This window comes from Idiomarina sp. UBA4520 (genome assembly GCF_002388365.1).
GTDB classification, from domain to species: domain Bacteria; phylum Pseudomonadota; class Gammaproteobacteria; order Enterobacterales; family Alteromonadaceae; genus Idiomarina; species Idiomarina zobellii.
This window is the reverse complement of sequence record NZ_DGMK01000007.1, coordinates 1-24,531: the sequence shown is the minus strand read 5'-3', so window position 1 is coordinate 24,531 and position 24,531 is coordinate 1. Positions and strand designations below refer to the sequence as shown.

Here is a 24,531-nt window from a genome sequence, read left to right as displayed (position 1 = left end):
CACTTTTTATATGCAGTTATTTGTGAACGACCTTACCGTTATTGATTGCTCTTATCTTTGCCCGCAGCGCGGCATTGTGGGGGAAAGTTGGATTGTCGATATTGTTCTTGACGGTAACCTGAACGAACAGTCCATGGTGCTTGATTTTGGTAAGGTCAAAAAGCAAGTGAAAGCCATTATTGATGACTCGGTCGATCACAAGCTGCTGGTTCCCGGCGACCATCCGTACACTAAGGTCACCCATAATGAAGACGACAGCTCTTACTGGGTCGACTTTGAGCGTGACAACTCCCGTTCAATACACCTGTTTTGTCCGTCAGACTCTTTTGCCTTTATCGATGCCGAAGTAGTCAGTATCGAGACGGTTACTGATTACGTCAAAGCGGTGATTAAACAAGAACTACCGGTGAACGTTGAAGGTCTGAAACTCACCTTACGTCCTGAGCAAATTGACGGTTTTTATTATCACTACACTCACGGTTTAAAAAAGCACGATGGCAACTGTCAGCGTATTGCCCACGGGCATCGTTCAAAGCTACAGATATTTATTGACGGTATTCGCCAGCCAGCGTTAGAGAAAAGTTGGTGCGATAAATGGGAAGACATTTATATTGGTACCGAAGACGATATCGCGACTTTTAATGAAATGACGCTATCGAAAGCGGCAAATGGCGTAGACGAAAACACTCACATTGGTTACAGCTACACCTCAATTCAGGGATTGTTTGAATTGGTTATGCCGCATAGCGAAAACTACGTGATTGAAAGTGACTCTACGGTTGAATGTATTGCGCAGTACCTGGCCTCGACAATAGGGCAGGAGCACGCAGGCAAGTCAGTGGAAGTCAGAGCCTACGAAGGCGTTGGTAAAGGAGCTATTGCTTATGCGTAAGTCTCGTTTTATGGGCGTGTTGATTGGTCTGATTGTATCGGCCCCTCTGCTTGCCAACAGCTCTGTGCCTCTTGAAGTTAAAGGGCCTTTTACACAAGGGGCGTTGCATTTAGGTAAAACGGTCGCTGGAGCTGAAGTGACGCTAAATGGTGAAGCGGTGGAAGTGACCGACAATGGTTACTTTGTTTTTGGGTTCGGTCGCAAAGCAGAACTTGAACATGAGCTCAGTGTGTCGGCCAACGGAGAGACCCGCACTAAAACCATTACACTGAGTGAACGAGAATACGATATTGACCGTGTCGATGGTGTGCCGCAAAAGACAGTGACACCAGACCCGGAGCAGGTTAAACGAGCTCGAAAAGAAGCTGAAAAAGTGTGGTTGGCAAGACAAAAAGCGTCTAAAAATAAGCACTTCCTGACGCCTGTGGCGAAACCTGCTGAAGGGCGTATTAGTGGGGTTTATGGCAGTCAACGAATCTTTAATGGCGAGCCTCGTAACCCTCATTATGGAGAAGATATTGCTGTGCCAACAGGTACCCCTGTAAAAGCGCCATGGACCGGGAAAGTGGTTTTGGCGGAGCCTGACTTATTTTACTCGGGTGGCACTATCATTATTGAGCACGGCTACAAAGTAAACACCACCTATTTGCACCTCAGCAAGTTGCACGTGGAAACTGGCGATACAGTAAAGCAGGGTGAGGTAATAGGAGAAGTTGGCGCTACAGGCCGCGCTACGGGGCCTCATTTAGATTGGCGGGTTAACTGGGGAAATACCCGGCTAGATCCGGCATTACTTCCCCAGCTTTACGAAGACTAACTTTCTACGGTAAGCCATCCATTCAATTTGGCAGCGTCTTTAATCAAGAGCTGCCAGCATGCCGGGGTTGGCTCCTCCCAAATTAAATCTAACGTTAATAGCTCGTCACGTCGAAATGCATGCACGGTAACTTTCTGACCAGGGCGATAACGTGACAAGACAGATTTCACGTTTGCATCCGTCACTTGCAAGTGATCAATCGCAATAATACGGTCTGACGCGGACAAACCAGCGTTGTAAGCTGTTTCGTCATGGTAAACACTTAATAGCTCCAACCCAGCAGAAGAGGCTTTGTACTTTGCGCCTAAATTGACTGGAGCAGGGTCATCAGCAGCTTTCAGTGAGTTGTCATCCGCGGGTACTGAGCGCGTAACTTCTAGTCCAAACTGATTCAATAAGCTTTCTAACGGCAGGCTTTGTTTGACGTACAGTTGCTCGCGTAAAAAGTCGGCAACATCAACGCCTGAATAACTGTCCAAAATGTTAAGGACGGTGTCATCTGCCGTTCCTAAACCGGTTTTCCCGAACTCATGCCAAAGCTTTTTCATGACATGAGCCAATGTCAGCGAATGGTTGCTTTGCAAACGCAGTATTAAATCCAGACTAAGCGCAATAAGCGCGCCTTTTGAGTAGTAGCTGACAATACTGTTCGGCGCATTCTCATTTTGCTGATAAAACTTAGTCCAGGCCAAATAGCTCGACTCTGTCACGCTTTGTTGGTACTGACCGGCGCCACGCTCAACCCGAGCTAAGGTTTCTGACAGAACTTTTAAGTATTGCTCGGCGCTGACAATGCCTCCGGCATGTAGTAGATAGTCGTCGAAATAGGAGGTCATGCCCTCATAAAACCACAGTTGTTCGGTATAGCTTTCTTTATCCAGTTGATAAGGAATAAACGCTTTAGGTTTTAATGTTTTCACATTCCAGCTGTGGAAATACTCATGGCAACAAAGGCTCAAGAAGGTTTGGTAGTCTTCATTAATACCATGGTCATGCTCGCCAATTAGACTTTTACGACTGCACAGAAGGGCGGTTGAGTTACGGTGCTCGAGCCCGCCAAAGCCTTCACCAACAACCATAGTCAGAAAGGTGTAGGACTTAAATGGAGCTTCTCCAAACATTGATATCTGAGTTTCACAAATACGCGCCAAATCGGCACAGATTTTTGAGGTGTCGGCAAAGTGACGCCCGCTTAACACCAATGAGTGCTTAATTCCGTGGGCAATAAATTCTTCAATGACCAGGTCGCCCATTAAGAACGGATAGTCGATAAGGGCGTCGTAGTTTTCTGCCTCGAAGGTTCCCCAGGAATGAGGTTGGCCGGTTAAGCGGGGCATGCCAGTCGCCACTTTCCATTCAAGCGCATCGACTGGTGCGTGCAATGTTAATTGGCAAGCTTCGTCTTCTCGGCCAGCAACAGCAAGACATAAACTGGTGTTGTTAAAGAACCCTTGCAATTGGTCTAAATAGGCAGAGCGAACAGACAAGTCCCACGCGTAGACTTGATACCTAACAGTGACTGTTTTTTCAGCTGTATTCAGCCGCCAGCGGTTTTTGCTTACTTGCTTTATTGCTACCGCTTCACCGTTAGCTTCGGCATACAATCCGATAATATGCCTAGAGAAGTCGCGTATGAGATAACTGCCCGGAATCCAGTTAGGTAACCACAGCTCCTGCTCTGGCTCGGGGGCGTCGATAGTAAGAATGACTTCGAATAGGTGACCATGTAAATCGATAGGTGTTATATCGTAAGCGATCAAGAGCGTCTCCTTTGCTTGACACTGACTGACATCTAGCGATCATAGTAGCATACAGATAGCTAGCGCGAGACCCGTATGAGCACCAAAAAAATCACCGAACTGGTTCCCGGACAAAGAATTGAAGTACAACTGACTAATTCAAACGTGCCCGCACGGTTTTTTACTGAGTTTATCGGTGCCTTAAAAGATCGCTGGCTTATTCTAAATATGCCCGATGCACGAAAATACAGTGATTTACGGGAGTATATCGAGGAAGCGATTCCTGTCGTAGTACGGTTTGTGTTAGAAGCAGGGAACGGTGAAATTTGCGCTTTTCGAAGCGACATTAACTACATTGTTTCTCACCCGACAAAAATGCTCTTTATTCGTTGGCCAAATGAGGTGGAATACCGCGTAATTCGTAAAGGGCGGCGGTTTGATGCATTCTTACCAACCGTTGTTGAAGGTCAGTCTACCGAGGGGGCCAAGGTTTCCCTCAAAGGTCATGTTCTGGATGTGTCGGAAACCGGCTGCCGGGTTAAACATGAGCTACCAGAGAGTAATGACAAGATCTTGTGGGAAAACGGCAGTAAAGTCGACCTAGTCATAGAGCAAAAAAATAACCGTCAAGTGACGTTAAAAGCCATTGTTCGTCAGATTAAACGAAACGACCACTATGAATTGGGCTTACAGTTTTTAGGCAACCAGAAAGACGAAGTGAATGCGTTGTTCTCCGGAAGCTTAGTCGATATTGAAGAGTTGTCTAAACTGGAGGCGTCAGGAAGCGCATGAAGCATTTGTTGAATCAGTGGCAAATGCTGATGGAAAATAGAAACCGGTTCTTCTGGTTGTTACAAGCCGGCGGTTGGATTGGCTACGCGTTAGTGAACTACATTGGCTCACTCATGCATGAAATGCGTGATATTTACACGCTTATTATTATTCTTGGCGCGTATGCTGGCTTTCTTCTGACGGTTCCGTTGCGCTATTTCTACCGGCGAATATGGGAGATGGCACCACCGCTTATGGTGCTTATTGCTATCGTTGCGTCTTATGTTATTTCGGTGCTTTGGGCCATTATTGATAACGCGACTTACTGGGAAATTTATAAATTTGGATTCAGACCTGACAGCCCATTCTTTTATTTAAAAAACAGCCTGGCGAAGTTTTATATTATTTTAAGCTGGAGCGGGCTGTATTTTGGTATTAAATACTACCAAATGCTGCAGGAAGAAAAGCAGAAAGCGCTGTTGGCCTCGTCTATGGCCCACCAGGCGCAATTAAAAATGCTGCGTTACCAGCTCAACCCGCACTTTCTGTTTAATACACTTAATGCGATATCAACACTTATTTTGATAAAAGACTCAGACAAGGCCAATAAGATGGTTAATAAGTTGAGTCGATTCTTAAGGTTCTCACTGGATAACGATCCGATTAAAAAAGTACCGCTGGAAAAAGAGATTGATGCGCTGCTGTTGTATTTGGACATTGAAAAGGTGCGCTTTGATGAGCAACTAGAAGTGACTATAAATCTCGAGGAAGAAACTAAGCAGGCATTGGTTCCCAGTTTAATCTGCCAGCCGCTTATTGAAAACTCGATTAAGTACGCCATTGCGCAGGTCGAAGGGGTGGGTAAAATAAGTATTCAATCGAAAAAAGTAAACGATGATTTAGAAATAACTATCTGTGATAACGGCCCCCAACTGGAATCTGACCCTAATAAACTGTTCAGGAAAGAAGGCGTTGGTCTGAATAACACTAAGCAACGTTTACAGTCACTGTACGGTAAGCACTTTATATTTAACATGAGTAAGAACGAAGGCTCAGGTCTTTGTGTCACCATTGTTATACCTTTTGAAACACTGGAGAAAGTATGAGTCAGCGCTTAAAAACGCTCGTTGTTGATGACGAACCTTTAGCACGAAAGGGCTTGTCAGTGCGTCTGGAAGCTTTTGAAGAGCTTCAGCTTATGCCGGAGTGCCCAAACAGTCGCACGGCTGTCGATGTTATCGTCGAAGAAAAGCCGGATTTAGTGTTTCTGGATATACAAATGCCCGGACTGAATGGCTTCGAGGTCTTAAAAGCTGTCAAAGAGCAGGGTGGCGAATTGCCGACCGTTGTTTTTGTTACGGCTTATGATGAATATGCGATAAAAGCCTTTGAAGTAAGGGCGTTAGACTATTTGCTGAAGCCGGTCGATGACGACCGACTGAAAGAGTGTGTCGAACGAGTTATTGCTGAAAACAGCAGTTTCGATACAGAGCAACATGAAAAGTTGGTGGGTTTGGTTGCTGAAGTGACAGGGCAGAATGCGGAAGATCTGCTGAAAACCTTATCGGAAGGTGGTGACATAGCGACGAACCAGTACCCCGATCATATTGCGATTAAAGACAGCGGTGAAATTACACGGGTGGCTATTAAGGACATTAAATGGATTGATGCAGCGGGCGACTATATGTGCATCCACGCTAACGATGACACCTATATTTTGCGTCGTACCATGAAGGAGCTTGAGAAAGAATTAAGCCCTCAGCTATTTCAGCGTGTACATCGCTCTGCTATTGTCAATGTTAACCAAGTCGAGAAACTGTGTAATCAGCAAAATGGCGAATACCATTTGCAGTTAAAAAATGGACAGCAGCTGAAAGTCAGTCGCAGTTATAAAGACAAAATTAAACAGCTGATTTTAGGTCAGTAAAAGGCTACCACTATGCGCATTTTGGGCTTCGCTTTACTAACTCTACTGGTGCTGTCGGGCTGCACAGCGAATATCGGCTACCAGTTCGCAGATACGCTAGTTGAATGGCGGGTAAAAGAGTACGTTGACCTCAATGACCAACAAGAAGCGACGCTTGCAAAAAAAGTGGATGAGCTTCATTTATGGCATGCCCGCACTCAAATACCCGAGTATCGTGAAGCGCTCTTTAACTTGCGTGAAAAGGTGCATAACCAAACGCTTGAAAAAGCCGATATTATCGCTTTTGAAGACACTTTATTGGACTTTTGGCAGAACGTGTTGAACAGAGTGTCAAAAGAAACCGCGTTAATTAACGACTTGTCGGTGAAACAAAAGCAGCAACTGTTTGAAAGAATAGAAGAGAAACAACAAGAGCGTTTCGAAAAGTTTGAAGAGAAACAGTCTGAAAACCCTATTTTGCGACAGCTTGAGCGGGTTAATGAAGTTGAAAGTGACTTGGAAGATATTATTGGTGACCTGACAGAGCAACAGGATAAGTTACTGCGTGACTGGGTTGCGAAAAGCCCTTCTATACAGGAAGATTGGCTGAATTACCGGGCACAATGGCTTACAGAATTTGAAACCATACTACTGACAGAGCCAACCGATACCAATAAGCTGACAGCTCTGATACAAGACCCTAAGCAACTGCGAACCGAAGCGCTTCAGGAAAAGATAGAGCAAAGCAGTAACACAAGAAATACGTTTTTATGGAATATGTATTTGAGCTTGTCTGACAACCAACGAGAAGCGGCAGTAGAGAAGGCCGACGAATACATCGACCTTCTTGATAGTATTATGGAAGACTTTAACGATTAACGGACTTCGATAATTTTACAGGTGTTGCTTGAACCAACCGTTTCCATAACATCACCGTGTGTGAGAATCACTAAGTCACCGGTTTTCAAGTGGCCTTTGGTTTTCAGCACGTCTATGGCTTCCAGAATAGGGTTATCCGTTTTAGTTGAGTCAAAATCAATAGGGTATACACCACGGTACATCGCCGATTTATTGCGACTTTCCGCATGACGAGACAGCGAGAAAATTGGCAAGTGTGAGGTAATACGCGACATGAGTTTAGCCGTAAAGCCAGACTCTGTTAGTGCAACAATAGCGGCAACCCCACTTAAATGTGTAGCTGCATACATTGCTGACATGGCAGTCGCTTCAGTAATGCTGGAAAAAACCTCTTCCAGATCTTTATGATCGAGCTTCGCTGAGGGGTGCGTTTCTGCGCCCAGACAAATATCAGCCATGGCCTTTACGGTGGCAATAGGATGCTTACCAGCAGCTGTTTCAGCCGACAACATCACCGCGTCAGTGCCATCGAGCACTGCGTTGGCGACGTCCATGACCTCCGCTCGAGTTGGCATTGGGTTCTCTATCATCGACTCCATCATTTGCGTTGCAGTAATAACAACGCGGTTTAACTGACGAGCGCGAGAGATAATAAGCTTTTGTTTACCAACAAGCTGAGCATCGCCAATTTCTACACCTAAGTCACCGCGGGCAACCATAACAGCATCTGACGCTCGAATAATGTCGTCTAAGGCATGTTCGCTGGCGACGGCTTCTGCACGTTCTATTTTGGCACAAAGCAAGCCCTTGCCACCGGCATCACGCAGCAGATGACGTGCCTGGTTGATATCATTACCACTACGGGGGAAAGATACAGCTAAATAATCAACGCCAATTTTAGCGGCGGTTTTTATGTCTTCATGATCTTTTTCCGTTAGGGCAGCGGCAGAGAGGCCGCCACCTTGGCGGTTAATGCCTTTATTGTTTGATAGCGTGCCACCAATAGTGACAACCGTATGCACCTTGGTGCCTTCAATATCAGTTACTTTTAACTGCAGCCGACCATCGTCCAGCAAAAGAATGTCGCCAGGCTTCACATCTTGTGGTAGCTGTTTATAATCAAGTCCCACAGCGTGTTCGTCACCGGCGTCTTTCGCCATTTCCGCATCCAGCGTAAACTGATCGCCAGCGTTTAATTCAACGTAGTCATTTTTAAAGCGGGCAATACGAATTTTCGGGCCTTGCAGGTCACCAAGTATGGCAACGTGGGCATTTAATTCTTTAGCAATGTCGCGCACCATAGAGGCTCGTTTAATATGATCGTCAGCGCTGCCGTGCGAGAAGTTGAGACGAACTACGTTGGCACCCGCTTCAATGAGGGCTCGTAAGGTGTCTTTTGAGTCTGTGGCAGGGCCGAGGGTTGTAACAATTTTGGTGCGTCGAAGCATGCTTAACTCCAGCAATTTATTAGTAATACTCAGTTTAACATAGGCTTTATATCAGTAGTATGACAATAAAGTCACAACTCTTTAAGGGGGGAGAATTGTTCAATGGCAGATAAAGACTGGAAAAAACTATCGGACGCTGAATGGCGAGAACAGCTGTCCGACGAGACCTATTATGTTTTAAGAGAAAAAGGGACGGAAAGACCTTTTACGGGTGAATATTTGGTGGCGGATAAACACGGTGTCTATCGCTGTGCCGGTTGTGGTCAGCCTATATTTAGAGGCGACACCCAATTTGATTCACATTGTGGCTGGCCCAGTTTCGACGCTGCTATTGATGGTGCCGTACGTTACGAAAAAGACATGAGTCATGGCATGGTACGCATTGAAGTGTTATGCAGCCGCTGCGATGGTCATTTAGGCCATCTATTTGATGATGGCCCTACAGAAACCGGGCAGCGTTACTGCATCAATTCAGTGGCTATGCATTATGAAGATGAGTAACGGCCTTTAAACTGACCATCCTTGATTTGGTCGACAATATCTTCCGCCTGATCGTCCCAGTCATCGTATTCATCTTCTGATGCGGTGACGATATTTTTCATGCTGTTTTTATCCAGGTTGTCCTGGCCAAGCTGCCAGGCAACTTGTGACCAAACATAGGCTTTTTCAGCTTTGCCTTCTTTAAGGTACATAGATACTAACGTCGAAGGTATTTCGGGGTTAATGCGATCACCTTCCTTATATAGGCGTAGGGCGTTGTAAAGCAGCTTGAATGTTTTTTGTGAGTCTTGCTTGGTGTAATAGGTAGCCAGAGCGAGTTGCAGCTCGGGTGTCTGCATACGCTTAGAGCCTTCCATTGCCAACAGCTTATCAAGTGCGTTTGTATCTCCTTGATTAGACCAATGCCAGTAAAGCCAAAGAGGGTGCTCAGAATTTTCGGTTTCTTTTGCCAGCGCTTTTATATTTTTCTGCGAGTTAATGTAAGCTTCAATACGGTTTGACTGTTTTTGTTTCAGCTTTTTATGTTCGATAGTCGACGCCAGCTCAATGCATTTGCTGTATTCCTGCAGGTCCTGCATCAAATAGTATTGGTTTTCGGGAGTTTTGTTCTGACTGACATCGTAACGACTGAATATGAGTTGACGGCGTTCGGAGTTACACCAGTTGTCATCATTTAAGTCACTGCACATTGATGGAGTACCCTGACAAATTTCCCTAACTGTCGGAGCGCTGTCATAACATCCCGCCAAGGGAAGCAAGGCAATAAAAACTGCGTATTTTTTAAACATAGTCACCCGTTTACGATATCACTAAAAGCTGATTTTCTCTTAAAGTTGGCTTCATGCCGACCTTTTCAGTACAATACTGCGGATTTTTAAGCGTAGCACTTTATTTGCTTACTGAACACGCTCACTGAACATTAAGTACAGAGGACAGGGCTCAATATGAATGCTAACCAGCAAGATCCAACTCTAGCAAGCTGGCAAGAACGCCAGGAATACGCCGAACAAATGCAGCCGATTCTCGGCAAGCTTTACCGTAACTTTGGTGTTGAAATTCTTGTTTACGGACGTTCTCTTTTGAACGTTTCAACTATCAACATTATCAAGTCTCACCGTTTAATTCGCCGTTACGAAGGCCAGAAAGTTCGCTTGCGTGAAAGCTTCCCATTCCTGGAAGCAATGGCTGAGTTGAAACTGTCTCCAGCACGCGTTGATTTGGGTAAGTTAGCTTATGGTTACCTGTTTGGCGGCAAAAGCGATGACTTGTCAATTAAAGACTATGTTAAGCGCGAACTGACTGACATTATTGACAGAGAAGACGATATTGAGCCGCGTGATGTTGTGCTTTATGGCTTTGGCCGTATTGGTCGTTTACTGGCTCGCCAGCTTATAGAACGTAATGGTGCTAACAACAAAATGCGCTTAAGAGCGATAGTTGTTCGCGGCGGACGCGATGGCGACTTAGAAAAGCGTGCAAGTTTGTTGCGCCGTGACTCTATCCACGGTCAGTTTAACGGTTCTATTACCGTTGACCACGAAAACCAAAGCATTAAAGCAAACGGTACCAACATCAAAGTGATTTACTCTGATGGTCCGGATCAAGTCGATTATACCCAGTACGGTATCAACAACGCGATTGTTATCGATAATACGGGTATTTGGAAAGACGAAGCTGGCCTTGGTCTGCACTTAAAGTCGAAAGGGGTAAACAAAGTCTTGCTGACAGCCCCCTCAAAAGGTGACATCAAGAACATCGTATTTGGTGTTAATGACAGCGATATTGAAGACAGTGATGCGATCGTTTCAGCGGCAAGCTGTACAACCAACGCAATTACGCCTGTATTGAAAGCCGTTAATGACAAATACGGTATTCGCAACGGTCACGTTGAAACTGTGCACTCGTACACCAACGACCAAAACCTGATTGATAACTACCACAAAGCAGACCGCCGTGGGCGCTCAGCTCCGTTAAACATGGTTATTACCTCAACAGGTGCAGCAAAAGCGGTCGCTAAAGCATTACCGGAAATGGCTGGTAAGCTTACTGGTAACGCAATTCGTGTTCCAACGCCGAACGTGTCGATGGCTATCATGAACCTGAACTTAGAAAAGACGACGTCTCGCGATGAGTTAAACGACTTCTTGCGTGACACTGCTTTGCATTCTGAGTTGGTTAACCAAATAGACTACACCGCATCAACTGAAATTGTGTCCTCTGACTTAGTCGGTTCGCGCCACGCGGGTGTTGTTGACTCACAAGCAACTATTGTCGATGAAGATCGTGCTGTATTGTACGTTTGGTATGACAACGAGTTTGGTTATAGCTGTCAGGTTGTTCGTGTAGCAGAAGCTATGGCGGGACTTAAGGTTCCGAACCTGCCTAAATAACGTTAAAAGAGCGCCCGGCGGGCGCTTTTTTGTTACAACAGAATTGCTTAATAAAGGGTGAATTATGCGTATTTCTGCTAACTTTGATAGTGGCAACATTCAGGTTATTAGCGCTGACAGCGCCGACAATATCCGACTCGCAATAAGTAAAGACAACCAGTCCGAGTTTTATCAGTGGTTTCACTTTAAACTTTTTGGTGAAGCCGGTACTGAACACGTCATGGTCATTGAAAATGCATCGGGCTCAGCTTATCCAGACGGCTGGGATGGTTATGAAGCATTAGCGTCTTATGATCGCGAAACTTGGTTCCGTGTCCCGACAGAATACAATGGTAAAGAACTGACCATTCGCCACACACCAGAGCAGGAAAGTGTCTATTACGCCTATTTCGTGCCGTATTCTTATGAGCGCCATCAGGACTTAATTCAGTCGGCTCAGCAGTCAGTAGACTGCTATCACGAATTACTCGGCGAAACCATTGACGGTCGCGAGCTTAACTTATTGGTGATTGGCGAACCGGCAGAACACAAAAACACCATTTGGGTTACTGCGCGTCAGCACCCGGGCGAGTCTATGGCTGAGTGGTTCATGGAAGGCTTTTTAGGTCGCTTATTAGATGATGAAGACGGTGTAGCTCGTAAGCTGCTCGACAATAATGTCTTTTATGTTGTTCCTAATATGAACCCAGACGGCAGCGTTCGTGGGCATTTGCGTACCAACGCGGTAGGCACTAACCTGAACCGCGAATGGGCGGAACCAAGCTTGGAAAAAAGCCCGGAAGTTTTCTACGTTTTAAAACGTATGGAGCAAACCGGCGTCGACATGTTTTTAGATGTGCATGGTGATGAAGCCTTGCCATATAACTTCGTTGCCGGTTGTGAAGGCATTCCGTCATACGATGAGCGTCATAAGGACTTGGAAAACACTTTTAAAGCTGCTTTATTAACGGCGACACCAGAGTTCCAGACCAAGTATGGTTATGACCTTGATGAACCCGGCCAGGCTAATATGACAGTTGCCAATTCAGCCGTGGGCGAGAAGTTTAAGTGTCTTTCGTATACGCTGGAAATGCCATTTAAAGACAATGCTGACTTACCAGATGAGGATTTCGGCTGGTCTGCGCCACGTTCGCAGCGTTTAGGTGAAGACGTATTAACCGCAATATTGGCAGTATCGCCAAAATTGCGTTAAAACTAGAGTGAATTAACAATAATAACAACAAGAGGGGGTCTTCCTTGGAAGCGCTCAATAATTTTCTATTATGGATTGATGGGTTCTTAGGCTCTGCAGCCTATTTCCCATTCATTCTGCTGGGTGTGGGTCTGTTTTTTACGTTATACCTTGGTTTCCCACAAGTTCGTTACTTCAGACACGCATGGCGCGTTCTAGCCGGTAAATTTGACCGCAAAGACTCGCAAGGCGACACCAGTCACTTCCAGGCTTTGTCGACAGCCCTGTCCGGTACAGTAGGTACCGGTAACATCGGTGGGGTTGCACTGGCTATATTCTTAGGTGGCCCAGCCGCTATTTTCTGGATGTGGATGACGGCATTCTTGGGTATGACCACCAAGTTTGTCGAGGTGACCTTATCGCATAAATACCGTGTAAAAACCGAAGACGGCACTATGGCTGGTGGCCCTATGTATTACATGGATCGCCGCCTTAACATGAAATGGCTAGCCGTTATCTTTGCTGTTGCCACTATTGTTAGTTCTTTCGGTACGGGCAATATGCCGCAAATTAATAACATTGCTCAGTCGATGGAGCAAACTTTCGAGATTGATCCTGTCTGGACCGGGGCTATTTTGTCGATACTGTTGGCGATGGTTATTATTGGCGGTATTAAACGTATTGCGGCGGTAACGTCAAAGATTGTTCCTATCATGGGGATTCTTTATGTTATCGGCTCTTTAAGCGTTATCTTCTTCAATATTGATAACATTGGTGAGTCATTCGTCTCTATTTTCAGAGATGCCTTTACTGGCTCAGCGGCTGCCGGTGGTTTCTTAGGGGCAAGCTTTGCGTACGCCTTTAACCGAGGGGTTAACCGTGGCTTGTTCTCGAACGAAGCGGGTCAGGGTTCTGCGCCAATTGCTCACGCCTCTGCGAAAGCGAAAGATCCGGTTGCTGAAGGTTTGGTATCGATTCTCGAGCCTTTCCTGGACACCATTTTAATTTGTACTTTAACCGGTTTGGTTATTCTCTCTTCTGGTGTATGGACCGAGAAGCATGAGAATAACTTTGCTCGCAGTGACCTCGACTTTATTGTTGGTCAGTACAATGACGTTGATACTGACGACCGTGAAGAGCTTTATAAGTACTTGAACGGATTCAGTGATACTGAAATTGAGCGTTACTCCGGTAAGCTGGAAGTGGTTGATGGTGAAGCGCAAACAGGCGGTGAAATTACTATTTTGCATGCCCGTTCAGTAGCTGAAGATGTTCGTTTTATTATTGCCGGCGAGGATGCCTATAATGGTACCGTTGAGATTAAGAACGGTAACTTAATAAAAGAAGACATCGAAGTGGTTGGTAAGTCATTGGTGCACTCGGCTGCGTTGACTTCATTAGCCTTCGCTAACGGCTACTTCGGCGATTACGGACAATATATTATTCCATTAACGCTACTGATGTTCGCGTTTTCGACAGCTATTGCCTGGTCTTACTATGGTGACAGGGCGGTTGTCTATCTAGTCGGGCAAAAGGGAGTTATGCCATACCGTATCCTGTATGTTGCTGGTTTCTTCTGGGCGTCTTTCGCAGATACCACACTGGTTTGGACGGCGTCGGCAGTTGCTATTGTTCTGATGACGCTACCTAACTTGCTGGGTATGTTATTGCTTCATAAAGAAATGAAGTCGACTGTTAAGTCTTATTGGAAAGACTTTGGTGACGCTGACAAGAAAAAATAAATTCTTTTGAGTCAATTAAAACGGCCAGTTCTTGCTGGCCGTTTTTTATTTTCTTATTCACTATGCTTGAAATTCAGCGCAAAAGCCTTATATTGCAAGGACTGCATAAGAGGTAGGTTATAAAATTATGGCGTTAACGAAATGCCCATCTTGCAATAAACGAATTTCATCAAAGGCTCGTGAATGCCCACATTGCCAATTTGTTTTGGCGGGGCAGAGCAAAGAAGACATTCAGCGCGAGCGGCGCCGCTTGAACCAGGAAAAATCCGATAAGCTGGTTTCTCGTTCAATGCTGGCCTTAATTATTGCAATAGCCGCTTTTACCTATTTGTTTATGCAACAACCACAACCTCAGTCATGGGGCTATAATATCGCTATTGGCGGTATTGTTGTTGGCTTAATATGGTTTGTTATAAACCGAGTTCAGTTGATGTTCCTGAAAAAGAAACGGTAACCCATGCAGTTCGATGACTTAATTAATAGCATGACGCCTGAGGTGTATGAACGCTTGGTTCAATCTGTTGAGACTGGCCGGTGGCCTGACGGCAACAAACTAACCGACGAGCAACGAGAAAATTCGCTGCAGTTGGTTATGGCGTACCAAGCTCGGTTCGGTAACTCTGACGAGGCGTATACGGTGGGTCCGGACGGCAATATTATTTCTAAATCTAAGCGAGAGTTAAAAGACCAATTCCGCTCTGACAATGACACGGGTTCAATAGCCCGTTTCAAGCTCGATAACTAAGTTGAAACTACTATGAAAGCTAAGTTGTATTCCGACCTTTTACGCCAGTCTCAAGCTATTACAGAGGGCGAGCCTAACTTAATAGCTAATTTAGCCAACATCTCCGCCTTGTTGTACGACACTGTCGATGACATAAACTGGCTTGGATTTTACCTAACCGACTCAAATAATGAGCTTGTTTTAGGCCCATTCCAGGGCAAAGTAGCTTGCGTAAGAATTCCGTTTGGAAAAGGTGTTTGTGGGGTTGGTGCACAATCTCAAGAAACGCAGTGTGTTAAAAATGTGCATGAGTTTGAAGGTCATATTGCTTGCGACTCAGCATCAAATAGTGAAATTGTGGCACCTATTGTCGTGAACGGCATAACCGTGGCTGTTCTCGATATTGATAGCCCATCTATTGGCCGTTTTGACAATGAAGATGCTGAAGGTTTTCAAAAAATAGCCGATTTCTGTAGCACGCTAAACTGGCCGAAATAACACTGATGTTTGCGGAATTCGATATTCATAGTTATTTAGTCACGCGCGAGGACGCTATATTCTTCGACGATGATGCCGAAGAAGCTGCGGACCAAATTAATGAAATGCTGCATCATATTAATGCGTTGCGCGCAGATGACGATAACACAGAGCAATTGGAAGAAATGGTTCGTCGTACCCTGTATGACTGGATAGAGGAACCGGCTCTTTTAGAATTATCATTTGACGAAATGGACGAATACGTTCAAAACCTAATGGACGACGTTCGAGAACAGGAAGAAGAACAGAATGAGTGAACCGGAAAAACTAACGAAAAGCAAAGACGTTATTGCCTATCTAGCAGAACAGTTTCCTAACTGCTTTTCGTTAAAAGGTAATGCCAAGCCTCTAAAAATCGGCATTTTTGAAGATTTGGCCAAACGCTTAGAAGACGATGAAAAAGTCAGCAAGACACGCTTAAGAACAGCGCTTCGTCACTACACAAATAGCTGGCGTTACCTTTACAGTATTAAAGCCGGTGAAGCTCGAGTCGATCTTGACGGTAACGAAGCCGATAAGGTCACTGAAGAGCATCAGGAACACGCTCAAGAGTCATTAAAAGAATCTAAAGCGAAAGCGGCACAAAAAGCTAAAGAGAAAAACGCCGCGAAGCCTAAGGCACCAACAAAAAAGAAAAAAACTGAAGTTAGCAAAACCAGTAAACCTAAAGCAGCTAAGAGAAATCCGAAACCAGAGCTCAAACTGGAAGAAGCGGAACTAAGCAAGCTTTCTGTGGGTCAACAAGTACAGGTGAAAGCTGGAAACCAACCCATGACGGGAACCATTACTGAATTGGACAAAAGTGATGTTCAGGTTCAGTTGGCAAATGGTCTCAGCATGAAAGTGAAAGCTGATAAGATATTTTTGCGCGCTTAGGAGCATTGAATGAAACACTTGGCTGTAAAAAGTTATTTATTGGCGTTGGCTGTCGCAGTACCTGCAGCTTACGCTATCCCTCCAAAACACAGTGTCGATGAGTTGCCGGAATTAGAGCAAGAGTCTCAGCACGATACAGCCAGTGAACGCATTACATCCTATTTCACTCGTTATCACTTTAGCGGAATGACGCTGGATAACGAGTTGTCTGAGCAAATTTACGACCGCTACTTCGAGATGATCGATTACAGCAAAATGTTTTTGCTGAAAGAAGATGTTGAAAGTGCGGCTGAATATAAGCACTTGTTTGATGACATGCTTAAAAGCGGTGAGCTCGACGTTGCTTATGATATTTATCAAAACAGTTTAGAACGCCGTTTTGAACGCTATACCTACGCGTTGTCTTTGCTTGACGACGAAAAGCCAATGGACTTCTCGGAACAAGGCGATAAGTATTATTACGATCGCGAAGATGCTGAGTGGGCTAAAACGGAAGAAGAGCTTGATGAGCTCTGGCAAAGCCGCGTTAAATACGATGCGCTTAATTTGAAGCTTGCCGGTAAAGAGTGGCCTGAAATCGTTGAAACCCTGGGTAAGCGGTACAATAGTGCACTTAACCGTTTAACGAAGTCTAAGAGTGAAGATGTATTTCAGACGCTAATGAATGCTTTTGCTCGCTCTGTGGAGCCGCATACCAGCTACTTATCGCCCTCGAACTCTGAGCGCTTTAAACAGAACATGAATTTAGAGCTTGAAGGTATCGGTGCTGTTTTGCAGTCAGAGTATGACTACACCGTTATTCGTAGCCTGGTTCCTGGCGGTCCTGCTGATAAAACAGGCAAATTATCGCCCGAAGATAAAATTATCGCTGTTGGTCAGGGCGAGGGCGAAGATAAAGAAGAGTTTGTTGACATTATTGGCATGCGTCTGGATGACGTTGTTGAGCTAATAAAAGGCCCTAAAGGTACTACCGTACGACTTCAGGTACTTAAGTCCAGCCAAGGGGCAGGCGGCACGCCAAGTGTTGTTAAGGTTACTCGTGACAAAGTTAAACTGGAAGACAGAGCCGCTAAAGCAGAAGTGAAAACCATTGAAGAAGGCGTTTATGAAGGCCAGAAAATGGGCGTTATTGAAATACCAGGCTTTTACAACAATCTGACTGCTGATGTCCAAAAGCTTATTAAAGAGCTTCAGTCTGAAAATGTGGAAGGCCTTATCATCGATTTGCGTGGAAACGGCGGTGGTGCCCTGACAGAAGCTATTGGATTAACCGGTTTGTTTATCGATAAAGGCCCTGTCGTGCAGGTAAGTGATGGTCGTGGTCGCGTTGATGTGAGTGAAGATAAAGACGGTAAAGTATTTTACTCCGGACCTCTGTTTGTCATGGTTGACCGTTACAGCGCGTCAGCTTCCGAAATATTCGCAGCGGCGATGCAAGATTATGAACGTGCGCTTATTCTGGGTGAAAATACCTTTGGTAAAGGCACTGTTCAGCAGCACCGTGGGTTAGCGCGTCGTTTCGACTTTTTTGATGAGCCTCTGGGCAGTGTACAGTACACCATCGCTAAGTTTTACCGTATTGACGGTGGTAGCACGCAGCTGAAAGGTGTTCAGCCTGATATCGTATTTCCTTCGTATGTTGAGCCATCAGAATGGGGCGAAAGCAAAGAAGATAATGCGCTACCGTGGGACAAAATCAAAAAAGCAGACTTTAAGCCTGTCAATAGAGTTGATGACTCAGAAGTTGAAGTGCTGCAAGCGCGTTTAAATAAACGCATTGAAAAGGCGCCAGAGTTTGAGTTTATCTTTGAAGATATTGAGCGATACCGCATAGAAAAAGATAAAACATGGGTAAGTCTCAATTCAGACCAGCGTAAGAAGAAAGAAGATGAGCAAAAAGCTCGTCAGCTTGAACGAGTCAATGCCCGATTAAAACGAGCGGGCATGGAGCCGGTTGAAGATATAGAGGACGCTCCTGAAGAAGTGACCGAGGTTGATCCGTACCTTGAACAGGCGTTGCTCGTTGCGATGGATTTCATTAACGGCGAGGAACTTGCCGCAAATAATTAATGAACACTGTATCATTGAAATACCGCCTTAACTGGCGGTATTTTTTTAATACAACCGACAACAACAGAAGCGGTTGTGATATAACTCAATAAAATAACAACAATAACTAAAACACGATGACAAACAATCAGACAATTTCAAGCCGCTGGTCTAGCAGGCTAAGCTTCATTCTCGCATCTTCCGCAGCTGCTGTGGGCTTAGGTAACATCTGGAAGTTCCCTTACGTTATGGGCGAAAACGGTGGCGGTGCCTTCGTACTTATTTATCTGCTTTGTATTCTCGGCATTGGTATCCCCATTATGGTTGCGGAAGTAATCATAGGCCGTCGGGGCCGACACTCACCAGGATACGCTGCGAAGTCGGTGGCGGAAGAGTCAGGTAATAGTTCATTTTGGCAAAGCGCCGGTTGGCTGGGGATGCTGACCGGGTATTTAGTTTTAAGCTTTTACGCTGTTATTGCCGGTTGGGCGTTAGCATACGTTTTCAAGGCAGGACAAGGGTTGTTTGAAGGCGCTTCGGCAGAGCAAGTAGGTAATGTGTTTACTGGTTTGCTCTCATCGCCGGGCGAGCTCATGTTATGGCATAGCATTATCATCGTAGCGACAGTTTTAGTGGTTGGTAATGGTGTGAAAAACGGTTTAGAACGTTCTGTCCGATTTCTATTGCCTGCGATGATCCTGTTACTGGTTGGCATTGCTATATACGTTGGCAACATCGGCGATTTCTCTGCCGCTATTACTTTTATGTTTGAGCCTGACTTTAGCAAACTGTCGGTAAACGGTGTAATGATTGCTTTGGGTCACTCATTTTTCACATTAGGCTTGGCATCTGGCGTGGTGATTATGTATGGCGCTTACTTGCCTCGCGAAACATCAATTGTTCAAACCAGTCTATGGATAGCTGTGATTGATACCATAGTTGCACTACTTGCCGGTTTGGCTATATTTCCCCTGGTTTTTGGTTTCGGCCTTACGCCTAGTGAAGGACCTGGACTCATCTTTACAACCTTACCGCTGGCATTCGCGGAAATGCCTGCCGGCACTCTACTTGGCACCGTCTTTTTTGTGATGCTGGTTATAGCCGCATTTACTTCAGCCATTGCGATGATCGAGTCGTCGGTCGCTTTTGTTGCAGAGAAGTTTTCCTTAAACCGCTGGCCGGCTACGTTAGTTTCGGGTCTTGTTTTGTGGTTGCTGGGGCAGCTAACTATTCATTCATTTGCCGGTACTGAATGGGCACAGCTTAGTGGCGAATGGTTAGGTAAACCCATTAACTCAATTTTTGATATTATTGACCTTTTGACATCGAGCATACTTTTGCCATTAGGCGGTTTACTGCTCGCAATTTTGGCTGGCTGGGTAATGAAAAGAGAGCATAGTGCAGACGAGTTAGACAGCCACAAATCCATTTTTGATATTTGGTTATTGTGCGTTAAATACATAGCGCCGGTAGCTATTATTATTATTTTCTTGCAGTTAATTGGTTTTATAAAACTTTAGGTTAAAAATTAATGAGTCATACAAATAAACAACCGAGTTTGCTCCAGGCGCTTATTCCGCTAATGGCGCTGATAGTTATGTTGGCATCATCCGTTTATCTATTCGGAGAGGATTCCTCCTATGGCCCTAACCAAATAGCACTATTAGTGGCGTCAGGCATAGCCGTTATTATTGGCTTTCGCAATGGCTTTAGCTGGACACAAATAGAAGAGGGGATTACTGAGGGTATTTCAGTCGCCCTTGGCGCTATGCTAATCATTCTTGCGGTTGGCTCATTAATTGGAACCTGGTTGCTGTCCGGTACAGTACCAACTCTTATTTATTTTGGTTTAGAGCTTTTAAACCCAGGACTGTTTTACGCCGCCAGCTGTATTATTTGCGGTATTGTCGCTCTCTCAATTGGTAGCTCCTGGACAACTGCGGCTACCATAGGTGTCGCGCTTATGGGGGTAGCTTCAGGTATGGGGCTGGAACCTGCTATTGCAGCCGGTGCTATTGTTTCCGGGGCTTATTTCGGTGACAAAATGTCGCCGCTTTCAGATACCACAAATCTGGCCCCCGCAGTGGCCGGAAGCGAGCTTTTCGCCCATATTCGTTATATGGGGTATACCGCAGGTCCTGCTTTCGTTATTTCAGTTATTCTTTTCTTAATTTTAGGTTTAAATGCTGACACGAATGTCAGTTTACAACGCCTCGAACAAATGCAAGTTCAGCTTCAGAGCACCTTTAACATTGGCTGGGAAATGTTGGTGCCGCTGGCAATACTGTTATATTTGGCAGCGACTCGTAAGCCCGCATTACCGACGGTTTTTTTCGGGGCCTTACTTGGTGGCGCCTGGGCGCTTATTTTCCAACCGGAAATGGTCACGCAAATTGCTGGTGAAGAAGGTTGGGTTGCATCGTTAAAAGTTGTTTGGCTGGCATTGTCTGATGGAACCAGCGTCAGTACCGGCAGCGCTAACTTAGACTCCCTGTTAAGCGGCGGTGGTATGGTTTCCATGCTCAACACCGTTTGGCTGATTCTTAGCGCCATGACTTTCGGCGCTATTATGGAAAAAATAGGCCTACTTGAGCGTTTTATTCGGGGCATGTTAAAAGCGAGTAAGTCTGTTGGTTCACTTATTACCGGAACTATATTTACCTGTTTTGGTGCCAACGTTTTAACCGCTGACCAGTATATGGCTATCGTTCTTCCAGGGCGCATGTTCCGGGAGGAATATGAGCGCCGTAATCTTGATCCTCGCGTGCTGTCTCGTACGTTAGAAGACAGTGGTACTATCACCTCAGCACTAATTCCATGGAATACGTGCGGTGCTTATATGTTCTCGGTGCTTGCGGTAAGCCCATTTGAGTATGGTATCTTTGCGTTCTTCAATTACTTAACACCGTTAATTGCTATCGTGTTTGCCTACACAGGCTGGACCATTCTTTATAAAAAGCCAGAGCAAAAAGAAGCAATGGCTTAATCAGTAACGAAAGGAAGTTATGACACAGTTACCGAAAGCGAAGTATAGAAAAGATTATCAACAACCCGAATTCACTATTTCAACGGTTGATTTGACCTTTGAGTTACACCCTGAAAACACACGGGTCACTAATGTCATGAAGGTTGAGCGTCAGGGCAACCACAGCAAACCGTTGGTGCTTGATGGCGAAGACATAACGCTGGATAGCGTCAAAGTGAATAATGAGGTTATTCCAGCCGAAAAGTGGAAGGTTGAAAATAACCAGTTGGTACTAGAAACAGCGTTCGATAGCTTTGAACTAACCATTGAGAATACGGTTAACCCAAGCGCCAATGAGGCGCTTGAAGGTTTGTATTTAGCCGAAGGAACGTACTGTACTCAATGTGAGGCCGAAGGGTTCCGTCGCATTAGTTACTTCATGGATCGCCCAGACGTTCTGGCAAAATACCGCACAACGGTTATTGCCGATAAAAAAGACTATCCATACTTGCTATCAAACGGTAATCGCGTTGAATATCGTGAAATGGAAGGTGGTAAGCACCTGGCAGTGTGGGAAGACCCTCATCCGAAACCCAGTTATTTGTTTGCTTTAGTTGCTGGTAACTTCGACTTACTGGAAGATACTTTCACAACCAAAGATGGCAGAAACGTAGAGCTTCAGCTGTTTGTCGATAAAGGCAATCTTCATCGTGCCCCACACGCCATGGAGTCGCTCAAAAACGCGATGAAATGGGACGAAGAGCGTTTTAACTTGGTTTATGACCTCGATATTTATATGGTCGTTGCCGTCGACTTCTTCAATATGGGAGCTATGGAGAATAAGGGCTTAAATGTCTTTAATGCCAAATACGTATTGGCGAATCCAGAAACCGCGACTGACCAGGACTTTCTCAACATCGAGTCGGTTATCGGCCATGAGTACTTTCATAACTGGACGGGTAACCGAGTGACTTGCCGTGACTGGTTCCAGCTGTCGCTGAAAGAGGGCTTAACCGTTTTTCGAGATCAAGAGTTTAGCTCTGACTTAGGCTCTAGAGCGGTAAACCGCATTAACGATGTCAAAGTCATTAGAAGCCATCAGTTTGCTGAAGATGCCAGCCCAATGGCGCACCCCATACGTCCGGATAAAGTGGTTCAAATGAACAACTTTTATACCGTTACGGTATATAACAAAGGTGCAGAAGTCATTCGCATGATTCATACCTTGTTAGGCGAAGAGGGCTTCCAAAAAGGCATGGCGCTATATTTTGAGCGCTTCGACGGCCAAGCCGTTACCTGCGAAGATTTTGTTGCGGCGATGGAAGATGCCAATGGTGCTGACTTTAGCTGTTTCCGCCATTGGTATTCACAAGCGGGTACACCAACAGTTTCCGTCGAGCAAGATTATGATGCTCAGCAACAAAAATTGACTATTACCCTGCGCCAGGAAACGCCTGCAACGCCCGGACAAAGTGAGAAGGCCCCATTCCATATTCCGGTGAAATGGTCAGCGTACTCCTTAAAAGGGCAGCCATTGCAGTTGTCTGATGAACAGCTGATTCATCTTAAAGATAAAGAGCTAACGCTAAGCTTCGAAAATGTCGCCGAACAGCCTGTTTTATCGCTGTTTGAGAACTTTTCAGCACCGGTGAAAGTGAAGCGCGACATCAGTGACGATGAATTACGTGTTCTAATGGCTCATAGTCAGGACGAATTTAGTCGATGGGATGCTGCACAAACACTATTTTCGCGTAAAGTAGAGCAGGCTATATCAAAAGACACAACTGTAGAGTTAGACGAACAAACGGTTACATCTTGCCGAAACTTACTGCTTGGAAACAGCGATCCGGCTTTAATTGCTTTAGCGTTAACATTACCAACGCCTGCAACCATCGCTGAAAACTTTAGTGTGATACCTGTTGAGCGAATTAACGAAAACCTCGATGCGCTTAAACAGAAGCTCGCTGAAGCGTTAAAAGAAGACTTTATTAGTGTTTACTATAAGTGTGCAACTCAGCACCCTTATGAGTTGTCGGCACAAGACATTGCGGCGCGACAGTTGAAGAAAACCTGCTTAAGCTACCTGGCCTTAACCAGCAACAGCGATGAACTGCTTGAGCAAGAATTTAATCAAGCGGACAATCTGACTGATCAGCTTGCGGCATTGCAGGCCGCAGTTTGGTCAAATCATTCGCTGGCGAACACACTCCTGGAGGCCTTTGATAAGCAATGGCGTGAGGAGAAGTTGGTGATGGACAAATGGTTCAGTACTCAAGCGATAGCCAATAACGAAGCGACCGTTGAGCGACTGATTGAGCTTATGTCGCACCCTGATTTCAGCATAAAAAACCCGAACCGGGTTTATTCGTTACTCGCTGCTTTTACACAGAATCAAGCGCAGTTCCATAGAGCTGATGGTAAAGGGTACCAACTGGTAGCTGAGCAAATTAAAGTGTTGAATGACTTTAACCCTCAGGTAGCGTCGCGCTTAGTGTCTGCGTTTGTCAGTTGGCGTCGCTATGACGAAAAACGTCAAGAGCTAATGAAAGCTGAGTTGAAAGGCATTCAGTCTTTACCAAACTTAGCCAGCGACTTGTTTGAAAAAGTAGAAAGTTGTCTAACTGAATAATTATTTAAGGTAGGCGAGTAACGTGATCATCCAGTATGTCTTTAGTCTGTCCATGAGCTATCAGGAATACTGTGATGTTTACTACAACAAGGGGTTTCAACAGGTCGTAGTAACCACCGACAATGGCACGCGGGTCGCTATTCCCGCGGGCCGTTTCATTAAGTTTATTGACAGTCAGGGCATAAGAGGGCGCTTCCGCCTACAAGTCGATGAAAATCAAAAATTTGTTGATTTAAGTCGCCTCTAAAGACTTCCATTCATTTAAATAACATAGTTATTTCTCAATCCCCGAAATATCTGGTCTAAACACTGGTTTTTAATGCGAAATAGCGTTGAAAGCCTATGATAAATGTCCGACAATAACATCAATCATAGATTCATTGGCCGCGGGCCGCATTTGGCTTGCCTGCGACGTTTCACCAACAACCTCAAGGACTCTGTAATTATGTCGTTGGTCGATAGTCAATCTCCGGTTTTACTGGAAAAAGTCGTTGAATTGATAAATAAGAAAGTTCC

The 24,531-nt window shown here is 45.2% G+C and carries 23 protein-coding genes; 20 read left to right on the top strand and 3 right to left on the bottom strand.

Annotated features, from left to right (window positions below):
- The first annotated feature begins 10 nt into the window (after positions 1-10).
- Both B3850_RS02705 and B3850_RS02700 read left to right on the top strand, forming a co-directional pair.
- Positions 11-892 (top strand): 6-carboxytetrahydropterin synthase, encoded by an 882-nt coding sequence (locus B3850_RS02705; RefSeq protein WP_286872724.1) that lies wholly within the window; start codon positions 11-13, stop codon positions 890-892.
- Positions 885-1,709, top strand: coding sequence for a M23 family metallopeptidase (locus B3850_RS02700; protein WP_273268578.1), 825 nt, complete (start codon positions 885-887; stop codon positions 1,707-1,709). Before B3850_RS02705 ends, B3850_RS02700 begins: the two co-directional genes overlap by 8 nt.
- Here the strand turns inward: B3850_RS02700 and B3850_RS02695 are convergent.
- A complete protein-coding gene (locus B3850_RS02695; RefSeq protein WP_286911357.1) occupies positions 1,706-3,469 on the bottom strand; it encodes a M61 family metallopeptidase in 1,764 nt (587 codons plus the stop codon). The two genes, B3850_RS02700 and B3850_RS02695, sit on opposite strands and share 4 nt — an antisense overlap.
- 75 nt (positions 3,470-3,544) lie before the next feature.
- On the opposite strand from B3850_RS02695, the gene B3850_RS02690 reads away from it, so the two are divergent.
- Genes B3850_RS02690 through B3850_RS02675 form a run of 4 tightly spaced genes read left to right on the top strand, consistent with a single transcriptional unit; the run spans position 3,545 to position 7,004 of the window.
- On the top strand, positions 3,545-4,240 hold the full coding sequence (locus B3850_RS02690; RefSeq protein WP_286911354.1) for a flagellar brake protein: 696 nt from the start codon (positions 3,545-3,547) through the stop codon (positions 4,238-4,240).
- Positions 4,237-5,325 (top strand): sensor histidine kinase, encoded by a 1,089-nt coding sequence (locus B3850_RS02685; protein WP_286875819.1) that lies wholly within the window; start codon positions 4,237-4,239, stop codon positions 5,323-5,325. The genes B3850_RS02690 and B3850_RS02685 overlap by 4 nt, the downstream gene beginning before the upstream one ends.
- Complete coding sequence (locus B3850_RS02680) at positions 5,322-6,146, top strand: LytR/AlgR family response regulator transcription factor (protein ID WP_053953619.1); 825 nt, start codon at positions 5,322-5,324, stop codon at positions 6,144-6,146. Before B3850_RS02685 ends, B3850_RS02680 begins: the two co-directional genes overlap by 4 nt.
- Positions 6,147-6,158: 12 nt before the next feature.
- Positions 6,159-7,004, top strand: coding sequence for a DUF6279 family lipoprotein (locus B3850_RS02675; protein ID WP_286875821.1), 846 nt, complete (start codon positions 6,159-6,161; stop codon positions 7,002-7,004).
- Here the strand turns inward: B3850_RS02675 and pyk are convergent.
- On the bottom strand, positions 7,001-8,431 hold the full coding sequence (gene pyk / locus B3850_RS02670; RefSeq protein WP_286911352.1) for a pyruvate kinase: 1,431 nt from the start codon (positions 8,429-8,431) through the stop codon (positions 7,001-7,003). The two genes, B3850_RS02675 and pyk, sit on opposite strands and share 4 nt — an antisense overlap.
- A gap of 102 nt (positions 8,432-8,533) precedes the next feature.
- Between pyk and msrB the strand changes: the two genes are divergently transcribed.
- The gene (gene msrB / locus B3850_RS02665; RefSeq protein WP_286911350.1) at positions 8,534-8,932 is read left to right on the top strand and encodes a peptide-methionine (R)-S-oxide reductase MsrB; all 399 of its coding nucleotides are present in this window, start codon (positions 8,534-8,536) and stop codon (positions 8,930-8,932) included.
- Here the strand turns inward: msrB and B3850_RS02660 are convergent.
- On the bottom strand, positions 8,917-9,720 hold the full coding sequence (locus B3850_RS02660; RefSeq protein WP_286911348.1) for a DUF2989 domain-containing protein: 804 nt from the start codon (positions 9,718-9,720) through the stop codon (positions 8,917-8,919). The two genes, msrB and B3850_RS02660, sit on opposite strands and share 16 nt — an antisense overlap.
- Positions 9,721-9,876: 156 nt before the next feature.
- Between B3850_RS02660 and B3850_RS02655 the strand changes: the two genes are divergently transcribed.
- The 13 genes from B3850_RS02655 to B3850_RS02595 all read left to right on the top strand — a co-directional run bounded on the left by B3850_RS02655 (position 9,877) and on the right by B3850_RS02595 (position 24,262).
- Entirely contained in the window at positions 9,877-11,322 is a 1,446-nt protein-coding gene (locus tag B3850_RS02655) for a glyceraldehyde-3-phosphate dehydrogenase (RefSeq protein ID WP_053953624.1), read from the top strand.
- Between the two features lie 64 nt (positions 11,323-11,386).
- On the top strand, positions 11,387-12,514 hold the full coding sequence (locus tag B3850_RS02650) for a M14 family metallopeptidase (RefSeq protein ID WP_286875702.1): 1,128 nt from the start codon (positions 11,387-11,389) through the stop codon (positions 12,512-12,514).
- A gap of 44 nt (positions 12,515-12,558) precedes the next feature.
- Positions 12,559-14,235: an alanine/glycine:cation symporter family protein gene (locus tag B3850_RS02645; protein ID WP_286911346.1), complete on the top strand. Its 1,677-nt coding sequence runs from the start codon at positions 12,559-12,561 to the stop codon at positions 14,233-14,235.
- Between the two features lie 127 nt (positions 14,236-14,362).
- Positions 14,363-14,689, top strand: a complete 327-nt coding sequence (locus tag B3850_RS02640; protein ID WP_053953627.1) for a zinc ribbon domain-containing protein — start codon at positions 14,363-14,365, stop codon at positions 14,687-14,689.
- A 3-nt stretch (positions 14,690-14,692) separates the two neighbouring features.
- Positions 14,693-14,980: a YeaC family protein gene (locus B3850_RS02635; protein ID WP_053953628.1), complete on the top strand. Its 288-nt coding sequence runs from the start codon at positions 14,693-14,695 to the stop codon at positions 14,978-14,980.
- 12 nt (positions 14,981-14,992) lie between these two features.
- A complete protein-coding gene (locus B3850_RS02630) occupies positions 14,993-15,457 on the top strand; it encodes a GAF domain-containing protein (RefSeq protein WP_286872267.1) in 465 nt (154 codons plus the stop codon).
- 5 nt (positions 15,458-15,462) lie between these two features.
- Positions 15,463-15,753, top strand: a complete 291-nt coding sequence (locus tag B3850_RS02625; RefSeq protein ID WP_286911344.1) for a hypothetical protein — start codon at positions 15,463-15,465, stop codon at positions 15,751-15,753.
- The gene (gene proQ, locus B3850_RS02620; RefSeq protein ID WP_286872262.1) at positions 15,746-16,372 is read left to right on the top strand and encodes an RNA chaperone ProQ; all 627 of its coding nucleotides are present in this window, start codon (positions 15,746-15,748) and stop codon (positions 16,370-16,372) included. The genes B3850_RS02625 and proQ overlap by 8 nt, the downstream gene beginning before the upstream one ends.
- A 9-nt stretch (positions 16,373-16,381) precedes the next feature.
- A complete protein-coding gene (gene prc / locus B3850_RS02615; RefSeq protein WP_286872260.1) occupies positions 16,382-18,442 on the top strand; it encodes a carboxy terminal-processing peptidase in 2,061 nt (686 codons plus the stop codon).
- Between the two features lie 116 nt (positions 18,443-18,558).
- The gene (locus tag B3850_RS02610; RefSeq protein WP_286872258.1) at positions 18,559-19,941 is read left to right on the top strand and encodes a sodium-dependent transporter; all 1,383 of its coding nucleotides are present in this window, start codon (positions 18,559-18,561) and stop codon (positions 19,939-19,941) included.
- 11 nt (positions 19,942-19,952) lie between these two features.
- Positions 19,953-21,407: a Na+/H+ antiporter NhaC gene (gene nhaC, locus B3850_RS02605; RefSeq protein WP_286911343.1), complete on the top strand. Its 1,455-nt coding sequence runs from the start codon at positions 19,953-19,955 to the stop codon at positions 21,405-21,407.
- Between the two features lie 19 nt (positions 21,408-21,426).
- Complete coding sequence (pepN, locus tag B3850_RS02600; protein ID WP_286911342.1) at positions 21,427-24,015, top strand: aminopeptidase N; 2,589 nt, start codon at positions 21,427-21,429, stop codon at positions 24,013-24,015.
- A gap of 22 nt (positions 24,016-24,037) precedes the next feature.
- Positions 24,038-24,262 carry a DUF2835 family protein gene (locus tag B3850_RS02595; RefSeq protein ID WP_286874292.1) on the top strand — a complete coding sequence of 75 codons (225 nt, stop codon included), beginning with the start codon at positions 24,038-24,040 and terminating at the stop codon, positions 24,260-24,262.
- The last annotated feature ends 269 nt before the right edge of the window (positions 24,263-24,531 follow it).

What these genes read in the sequence shown, in the direction of transcription:
- B3850_RS02705 (WP_286872724.1), top strand. Translation starts at nt 11, where the DNA reads ATGCAGTTATTTGTGAACGACCTTACCGTTATTGATTGCTCTTATCTT.
- B3850_RS02700 (WP_273268578.1), top strand. Translation starts at nt 885, where the DNA reads ATGCGTAAGTCTCGTTTTATGGGCGTGTTGATTGGTCTGATTGTATCG.
- B3850_RS02690 (WP_286911354.1), top strand. Translation starts at nt 3,545, where the DNA reads ATGAGCACCAAAAAAATCACCGAACTGGTTCCCGGACAAAGAATTGAA.
- B3850_RS02685 (WP_286875819.1), top strand. Translation starts at nt 4,237, where the DNA reads ATGAAGCATTTGTTGAATCAGTGGCAAATGCTGATGGAAAATAGAAAC.
- B3850_RS02680 (WP_053953619.1), top strand. Translation starts at nt 5,322, where the DNA reads ATGAGTCAGCGCTTAAAAACGCTCGTTGTTGATGACGAACCTTTAGCA.
- B3850_RS02675 (WP_286875821.1), top strand. Translation starts at nt 6,159, where the DNA reads ATGCGCATTTTGGGCTTCGCTTTACTAACTCTACTGGTGCTGTCGGGC.
- pyk (WP_286911352.1), bottom strand. Translation starts at nt 8,431, where the DNA reads ATGCTTCGACGCACCAAAATTGTTACAACCCTCGGCCCTGCCACAGAC.
- msrB (WP_286911350.1), top strand. Translation starts at nt 8,534, where the DNA reads ATGGCAGATAAAGACTGGAAAAAACTATCGGACGCTGAATGGCGAGAA.
- B3850_RS02660 (WP_286911348.1), bottom strand. Translation starts at nt 9,720, where the DNA reads ATGTTTAAAAAATACGCAGTTTTTATTGCCTTGCTTCCCTTGGCGGGA.
- B3850_RS02655 (WP_053953624.1), top strand. Translation starts at nt 9,877, where the DNA reads ATGAATGCTAACCAGCAAGATCCAACTCTAGCAAGCTGGCAAGAACGC.
- B3850_RS02650 (WP_286875702.1), top strand. Translation starts at nt 11,387, where the DNA reads ATGCGTATTTCTGCTAACTTTGATAGTGGCAACATTCAGGTTATTAGC.
- B3850_RS02640 (WP_053953627.1), top strand. Translation starts at nt 14,363, where the DNA reads ATGGCGTTAACGAAATGCCCATCTTGCAATAAACGAATTTCATCAAAG.
- B3850_RS02635 (WP_053953628.1), top strand. Translation starts at nt 14,693, where the DNA reads ATGCAGTTCGATGACTTAATTAATAGCATGACGCCTGAGGTGTATGAA.
- B3850_RS02630 (WP_286872267.1), top strand. Translation starts at nt 14,993, where the DNA reads ATGAAAGCTAAGTTGTATTCCGACCTTTTACGCCAGTCTCAAGCTATT.
- B3850_RS02625 (WP_286911344.1), top strand. Translation starts at nt 15,463, where the DNA reads ATGTTTGCGGAATTCGATATTCATAGTTATTTAGTCACGCGCGAGGAC.
- proQ (WP_286872262.1), top strand. Translation starts at nt 15,746, where the DNA reads ATGAGTGAACCGGAAAAACTAACGAAAAGCAAAGACGTTATTGCCTAT.
- prc (WP_286872260.1), top strand. Translation starts at nt 16,382, where the DNA reads ATGAAACACTTGGCTGTAAAAAGTTATTTATTGGCGTTGGCTGTCGCA.
- B3850_RS02610 (WP_286872258.1), top strand. Translation starts at nt 18,559, where the DNA reads ATGACAAACAATCAGACAATTTCAAGCCGCTGGTCTAGCAGGCTAAGC.
- nhaC (WP_286911343.1), top strand. Translation starts at nt 19,953, where the DNA reads ATGAGTCATACAAATAAACAACCGAGTTTGCTCCAGGCGCTTATTCCG.
- pepN (WP_286911342.1), top strand. Translation starts at nt 21,427, where the DNA reads ATGACACAGTTACCGAAAGCGAAGTATAGAAAAGATTATCAACAACCC.